This window comes from Stieleria mannarensis, assembly GCF_014154935.1.
Lineage (GTDB): Bacteria > Planctomycetota > Planctomycetia > Pirellulales > Pirellulaceae > Stieleria > Stieleria mannarensis.
On sequence record NZ_JACEHH010000052.1, the window covers coordinates 56,209 to 63,740 of the forward strand.

Consider the following 7,532-nt stretch of genomic DNA (forward strand, 5'->3'; position numbering starts at 1 on the left):
ATAGCCAAATCCGAACTGTTCATGGCTTTTATTAACCTGCGCAGCCGACAGCGGACATGCACGCGCCGCCGGGGCGGCCGGGGGAACAGTTGAGGACAACGGTTCTACAATGATGGGGGCGTGAGCTGTTGGAGTGAGAGATCGATTTTTTTCAGCTCGACTCCGTGCTCACTGATCAACCGGAACGTCACCCGCGGTTGCTCGCGATGAACGTCGAAGGTGAATTCGCCGAACGCGACGAAGTCGTTGCCGTTGCGGTCGTGCCCGCTGTAGCCGAACAATTGCTCCGGGCAGTTGTCGACGATTCCCTTGGGTCCGGAAACACCCCCCAGCGTCGCGGGCTCGAATTCGTAGAAGTTGTACCCCGACGGCCGCGGGATCCGAAACGCTCGCGCCCCATGCCGATCACCACTGACCAGCAACACCCCGCCGATCCGTGACTCCTCGACCAGGCCGAAGATCTCCTCCCGCGCCTGCGTGTCCCAACTGCCCCAGCTATCCTTCGCATTGGAAACGTAGTCGCTCCACATCGTGCCGCTGCTGATGACTTTGAAGGGGGCTGTGGAACGGCGTAACGTGTCTTTCAGCCATTGCAACTGCGGCCCGCCAAGATAGGAGTTGTATTCTCGACGCCGGCTTCCATCGCGACACGACCGCGTGTCCAACATGATGATCTCGACGGGGCCGACGTGCGTGTTGAAATAGATGCCTTCGCGAGAATCCGTGGCCGGGGGATTGTTCCAGTTCTCACGCCAAACGTTGCGGACCTTGGCACGATCGGCCGCCGTGAATTGACGTGGAATACCGCTCAGGTCGTTGTCGAAGTAATCGTGATCATCCCAGGCCGCGTACAACGGAACCTGTGACGCCAGATCTCTCCACGCCTGGGAAACGTCGCGCAGCTGATAGTCGGCACGGTGCATGTTGACTTGATTGTTGCGGTCGTCGACGGCAATGTCGCCCAGCAACATCATGGCGTGAGGATGACGCGCAAGGATCGCTTCAACCAGGTTTTGATTATGGATCCCGATCTTGTGGAAACAGGATCCGAAGGTCAGCCGGAATGGTTGGCCGGACCGTTCGTCCGGTGCCGTGGTAAATCTGCCCTCGGCAACGACGTCACGATTGCATCGGACTTGGTAGGTGCACGACGTTCCCGGTGACAGGTCATCAACGACGACACGAGCGACTTGCCCGGGGCGTGCCGAGTCGACCGGATAGGTTTTTTGATCAACGACAACGGTGATCGGATCCGTCGTGGCCGGGCGGAGCCAGAGGGTCACGCCGCGACCGGTCAAATCACCCAGCAGCGGCCCGCCCATCAACACCAGATGATGCCGCGCCGCGGCATCCAAGATGGCTGGACTGGTAAACGCGGCGGCGGCGTCCGATTCAAAGACTTGGCGGGCGTCAAGGTAAAACTGACGCAGGTCTTCTGGAAGCCGCCCGTAGCTGTCGAGCAATTGTGTGTCGATTTCAAGCGTTCCTTTGTGGGCCTGGGGCAAGGTCACGCGGATTCTGCGTTCCACGCCTCGTGCACAGGCCTCGCGAACCCAGCCCCCGCGAACCGCTGCGAGCAGACTTCCAAGGGTAAACAGAAAGGGGCGGCGTTTCATCTTTGGGGTTCTCGATTGTCCGTTCTGGGATCCTGATTTCACCGCTCGTTTCGGAGGGGCGCGGGTGAGGCGAGGAGGCGTCATTCTAGTCGATCGCGATGCAAGCATTGACAAGGCAACGTGTAGCTGTATATTACAGACATTGGGCCCGCCGGTGATCCGCTGGCCTCGTTCTCCGCGTCGGTGGGGCGGTCGTTGGCAGATTCGATTTTCAGATTCACAAGGCGATGCACATGAACGCCGACTCAGAGTCCGTGCCGGATTCCGCGCTGGGAGGCAACACGCGCGGGAGGTTTCGTTCGCTGCTGAAGCGATTCGGAACTCGGTTGTTGTTTGTCCCACCCTTGGTGCTGGGGGTGGCGGTGGCTGTGTGGGTCGTCGGCAACCGCCCGCAACCGGCGCTCGAGACGACCGACGAAGCGATGCGGACGCTGCGTGTGATCGAGGTTCCCGTGGTGGACGTGCTGCCGCAGGTGGTCGGTTACGGAACGGCGACACCGGGACAAACCTGGCAGGCCGTTGCGCAGGTCGAAGGCCGGATTGTCGAGGTTCATCCGGAACTGGAATCGGGATCGTTTGTCGATAAAGGCCAATTGCTGTTGAAGATCGATCCGACGGAATACGAGTACGCGGTCGCTCAGCTGGAAGCGGAGATCCGGCAGGCCGAGGCTTTGATCGAAGAGCTGACGCGGACCGAGGAAAACTTGCAGGCGTCGTTGAAGATCGAGCGTGAAGCGTTGGACGTGACACGACGGGAGATGAATCGGATCGAACAGCTTGTCACTCGGGATGCGATTTCACAAGCCGACGTCGACGCTCAGCAGCGTTCCCTGTTGACGCAACAGCAGCGGCTTCAGGAACAAACCAGTGCGTTGAACCTGTTGCCGTCTCGGAAGCAAAGCCAGCAAGCCAACCTCGCACTCAAACAAGCCCAGCTGGCTCAGGCCCAATTGGACCTGAAACACACGGAGATTCGCGCACCGTTCGATTGCCGGTTGGGGACGGTCACGCTGGACGTCGATCAGTTTGTTGCCAGCGGTCAGTCGCTGTTTGAGGCCTACAACAATGCGCTGGTCGAAGTCGAAGCGCAGACGCCGATGCGCGAAGTGCGGCGGTTGATCCACAACCCCGGCGGAACGGCCACGCTCGGGGAAATCTCGATGCAGCGCGTCCGCGACGTGTTCGATGTGCGGGCGATCGTCGAGATGGCTTCCGCGGATCTACCGGCACGTTGGCCGGCGAGATTCATGCGCGTGCGTGAATCGCTGGATCCACAAACGCGCAGCCTGACCATGGTGGTGGGTGTCGACAAACCGTATCAGCAAGTGGTCCCCGGGATCCGCCCGCCACTACTGCAGGGCACGTATTGCCGAGTGACGTTCATCGGTCGCGTCCGGCCGGGGCAGGTGATCGTTCCCCGCCATGCACTTCACGGGGGGCATGTCTACGTACTGGACGACCAGCGGCGATTGCGCCGACGGGCGGTGGAAGTCGCGTTTGAGCAGGGCGAATTCGCCGTGATCGGCCGCGGTCTTGCCGGCGGTGAGACGTTGATTGTGTCCGATCCCACGCCGGTGATCGAAGGCATGTTGGTCGAACCGATGAAGGATGATTCGCTGCGAGAGCGACTGATCGCGGACGCCCGCGGTGTGGACACCGATTCGCCACCGCCAGCTTCGGACACGCGGGCTGTGGAGGTCGGAGGACGCGATGATTGATCGATTCGCGCGGCACCCGACGCTGGCCAACCTGATCATGCTGCTGTTCATCATCGCGGGGCTGTTCGCCCTGCCGAAGCTGGAGCGTGAGACGTTTCCGGAATTTTCGGCGACGGAGATTCAGATTCGCATCCTTTATCGTGGTGCGACCGCCGAGGAGGTCGAGGAGGCCGTTTGCCAACGGGTCGAAGATGCGATCGACGGGGTGGAGAACGTCAAGGAAGTCCGTTCGGACGCGCAGGAAGGCGTCGCGGTGATCACGGTCGAGATGCGTGACGGGGCGGACATCTCCGTGTTCCAGGACGACATTGAATCGGAGGTCGAAGCGATCACGGAGTTTCCTGCCGATGTGGAAGACCCCGTGATCACACAACTCGGTCGGACGGAAGCCGTCATGGTCTTGCTGGTCTCCGGCCCGATGCCGACGGGTGATTTGAAAATCTACTGCGAGGAATTGAAGGACCGGCTTCAGCAGGTGCCTCAAGTCTCGCTGGTCAAACTGGATGGATTCTCCGACCGTCAGCTTCGCGTCGAACTTTCTGACGAAGCGTTGCGGCGGTTCGGATTGACCGCCGCAGACGTCGCCCGCGTGATCGCACGGCAGGGAATCGACGTTCCGGCCGGATCGTTGGAAACACGCGACAGCGAAGTCTTGCTGCGTTTTGTGGAACAACGCCGCACGCCGGAAGAGCTGGAGGAGTTGATCATCAAGGGTACCCGCGGCGGAGCGGAAATCCGCCTCGGGGACCTCGGTCGGGTCGTCGACGTGTTTGAGGATGAAGAGGTCAAGAGTCTGCTGGGAAACGAGCGGGCCGGCGTGTTGCGGATTGAAAAGACAAAGGCCCAGGACGCCATCCGGGTGACCACTGCGGTGCGAGAGTTTCTTACGCTCGAACGCCAACGTCAGCCGCTGTTGGATCTGGTCGTCGTCAACGACATGTCGACCTTGATCCGAGATCGGCTGCAGTTGGTCCTCAAGAACGCCGTGCAGGGAATCATCCTGGTGTTCTGCACGCTGTGGATGTTCTTCAATTTGCGGATGTCGTTCTGGGTGGTGATGAGTTTGCCGGTGTCGTTTTTGGGCGCGTTGTTTGTGATGCCGATGCTGGGGCTGACCATCAACATGATCACCCTGGTGGCGATGTTGTTGGCAACGGGGATTCTGATGGACGACGGGATCGTGATTTCGGAGAACATCGCGCGGCATTTGAGCCTGGGAAAGCCGGCGATGCAGGCCGCGATTGATGGCGTCAAGGAGGTGTCCGGCGGCGTGATTTCCTCGTTCCTGACGACGATTTGTGTGCTCGGCCCGCTGGCGTCGCTGTCCGGTTTTATCGGCAAAGTGTTGGAAGTCATCCCGATGGTGCTGATTCTGGTGTTGGCCGTCAGCCTGATCGAAGCGTTCATCATCTTGCCGGCCCACCTCGGTCACTCGCTCACGCACACGGGGTTGGATCGTCCGGGTCGTCTGCGTCGCGGAATCGATGGCATGCTTGAGTGGCTGCGTGAATCCGTCACGGGCACCTGCGTCGACGCGGCGATTCGTTGGCGGTACCTGTTTCTGGGCAGTCTTGCAGGCTTGTTCATCGTGTCGCTTTCACTGGTCGCCAGCGGCATTGTTCCTTTTCAAGGGTTCCCGACCACAGAAGGCGAGATCGTCGAAGCACGCCTGTTGCTGCCGCAGGGCACGCCGGTGGAACGGACCGAACAGGTCGTGCGTCGGATCACGGACGGTCTGGAGGAAGTGAATCAACGATTTACGCCCGACCAGCCGTCGGGAAGGGAGTTGGTTGAAACCGTGCACGTCCAGTTCGGGACGAACACCGACGCGTTTGAATCCGGCCCACACGTGGCGACAGTGACGGCGGATCTGTTGAGTCCCGAGAACCGGGCGACGCGCATCGATGCCGTGGTTCAGGCTTGGCGGGAAGCGGTCGGGCGTCTTCCGGACGTGATCAGCGTGACGTACGGCGAAGCGAGTTTCGGTCCGGCCGGCCGGCCGATCGAGATTCGCTTTCAGAGTGAAAAACTCAGTGACGCCAAACAAGCAGCGCAGCAGGCACTGGCGTTTTTTGACCAGTACGATGGTGTGTACAACCTGACCGATGACCTGCGGCCGGGGAAACAGGAGTTTCGGATCCGGTTGGACGAAGGCGCGGTCGGATTGGGATTGGATGTGACGACGATCGCCGATCAAGTCCGCGCGGCGTTTCAGGGCACGATCGCCGATGAGATCCAAGTCGGGTCGGAAGCGTATGAAATCGTTGCTCGGCTGAAGTCATCCGATCGAGACAGCTTGGCGGACTTCGGCGACTTCCACGTCGTGTTGACCGACGGCAGTCGCGTCCCACTTTCGGCGGTCGCCAAAATCGAGGTGGCCACCGGCTGGTCACGCATCGCCCGGCTGGACGGTCGACGCACGGTGACGTTAATCGGGGAAGTCGACACGCGTGTTGCCAACACGGCTAGTTTGATGCGGCTGTTTCGCCGCGACGCGGTCGAGGAGATTCGAGAGCAACACCCGGGCGTTGACATTCAGATCGAAGGCGAGTCGCAGGAATCCGCCGAGACGGGAAACTCGATGATGCAGGCGTTTGTGTTGGGGTTGATCGGCGTGTTCGTCATCCTCAGCTACCAGTTCGAGAGCTGGACCGAGCCGCTGATCGTGATGACGGCCATTCCGTTGGCATTGATCGGGGTCATTTGGGGGCACCTGCTGACGGGCAATTCGCTGTCCATTCCCAGTGTACTTGGCTTTGTTTCCTTGGCCGGTGTGGTGGTGAACGATTCGATCCTGTTGGTGCTGTTTCTGAAGCAGGAACACCGCGGCGGAGCCGACGTCATCGACTCGGCACGCCATGCGAGCCGTCTGCGCTTTCGCGCCATCCTGCTCACCTCTGCCACCACGATCGCCGGATTGACTCCGTTGTTATTTGAGACCAGTCGCCAGGCACAGGTGCTGATCCCGCTTGCCGTCAGCGTTTGCTTTGGTCTGCTCAGTTCGACGGTGCTCGTCCTGGTCGCAATCCCCGCCGCCTACGTCGTGCTGGCCGATTTCGGGTTCGTCAAGAATCGAAACACCATCAGCAACTCCCAGCCGCCAGTGTAGAACCGCTGTCCCAGCTGTTCCACTGGCCGCGTAGCGGACAGAGGGTTAACACGCGCCGCCGGGGCGGCCGGGGAGCAATTGAGACAATGGCTCTACAATCCGCCGGGGGAGCAATTGAGACAATGGCTCTACAATCCGCCGGGAGAGCAGTTGGGGAAATGGTTCGACTTTTCTGCCTGGAAGCAGCGGAGAAGGCGCAATTGCTCTACACTCATTGCATGGGCGACCAAAAGAAACCGGTGATCTTTCGCAGCTTTGACCCACGTGCGGAATTTATAGTCACAGCGGGAAACCTGCCGCATTGGTTTCAGGTCGGTGCTGCCATGTTCATCACCTTCCGGACCGCGGATTCGTTGCCCAAGGACGTATTGCTACGATGGCAGCGGGAACTGGAACATTGGCTGGCTACGAATCATCTTCCGGTCGAACTGGCAGCGTCGACGACCGCTCAAAAATCACCTCGGCACGACGAGTTCCTCAACGCGTTGAACGCAGCCCAGCGTCATGAGTTTAAAAAGCTCAGCGACCGCATCTTCCACCGTTCGCTTGATGAGTGTCATGGTGAGTGTTTGTTGAAACAGGTTGAACTGGCTGAGATCGCCGCCAACGCGCTGCTGTTTTATGACGATGCCAAATACGATCTGGATCGATTGGTCGTGATGCCGAACCATGTTCACGCGATCGTGCAGTTTCGCGAAGGCGCAAGCTTGGACGTCGTCGGACAAAGCTGGATGCGCTACACGGCACGGCAGATCAACGCATCGATCAACCGCAGCGGTGTTTTTTGGCAACCGGAGCCGTTCGACCACCTCATCCGCAGCCCCGAGCAGTTCGAGTACTTGCAGCGCTACGTTTTCGACAACCCCAAGAAAGCGAATTTGAGAAAGGGCGAGTTTCTTTATTGGGAGCGCGAGATGTAGCAACGTTGTCTCCGCTGTTCTCGCTGGCAGCGACGCGGACAGAGGATCGATACGCGCCGCCAGTGTAGACCGCTGTCCCAGCTGTTCGCACTGGCCGCGCAGCGGACAGAGGATTAACACGCGCCGCCGGGGCGGCCGGGGAGCAATTGAGACAATGGCTCTACAGACG

At 60.0% G+C, this 7,532-nt stretch carries 4 protein-coding genes; 3 read left to right on the plus strand and 1 reads right to left on the minus strand.

What is annotated here, in order from left to right; genetic code table 11:
* Window positions 1-104 precede the first annotated feature (104 nt).
* Window positions 105-1,616, minus strand: coding sequence for an alkaline phosphatase D family protein (locus H1B37_RS26755; protein ID WP_182870341.1), 1,512 nt, complete (start codon window positions 1,614-1,616; stop codon window positions 105-107).
* A 233-nt stretch (window positions 1,617-1,849) separates the two neighbouring features.
* On the opposite strand from H1B37_RS26755, the gene H1B37_RS26760 reads away from it, so the two are divergent.
* From H1B37_RS26760 to H1B37_RS26770, 3 genes are all read left to right on the plus strand, one after another.
* Window positions 1,850-3,334, plus strand: coding sequence for an efflux RND transporter periplasmic adaptor subunit (locus H1B37_RS26760; protein ID WP_182870342.1), 1,485 nt, complete (start codon window positions 1,850-1,852; stop codon window positions 3,332-3,334).
* The gene (locus H1B37_RS26765; RefSeq protein ID WP_182870343.1) at window positions 3,327-6,443 is read left to right on the plus strand and encodes an efflux RND transporter permease subunit; all 3,117 of its coding nucleotides are present in this window, start codon (window positions 3,327-3,329) and stop codon (window positions 6,441-6,443) included. Before H1B37_RS26760 ends, H1B37_RS26765 begins: the two co-directional genes overlap by 8 nt.
* 158 nt (window positions 6,444-6,601) lie before the next feature.
* On the plus strand, window positions 6,602-7,363 hold the full coding sequence (locus H1B37_RS26770) for a transposase (protein WP_286178232.1): 762 nt from the start codon (window positions 6,602-6,604) through the stop codon (window positions 7,361-7,363).
* The last annotated feature ends 169 nt before the right edge of the window (window positions 7,364-7,532 follow it).

Excerpts from the sequence above, each read along its gene's own strand:
- H1B37_RS26755 (WP_182870341.1), bottom strand. The coding sequence starts at position 1,616 with ATGAAACGCCGCCCCTTTCTGTTTACCCTTGGAAGTCTGCTCGCAGCG.
- H1B37_RS26760 (WP_182870342.1), top strand. The coding sequence starts at position 1,850 with ATGAACGCCGACTCAGAGTCCGTGCCGGATTCCGCGCTGGGAGGCAAC.
- H1B37_RS26765 (WP_182870343.1), top strand. The coding sequence starts at position 3,327 with ATGATTGATCGATTCGCGCGGCACCCGACGCTGGCCAACCTGATCATG.
- H1B37_RS26770 (WP_286178232.1), top strand. The coding sequence starts at position 6,602 with ATGGTTCGACTTTTCTGCCTGGAAGCAGCGGAGAAGGCGCAATTGCTC.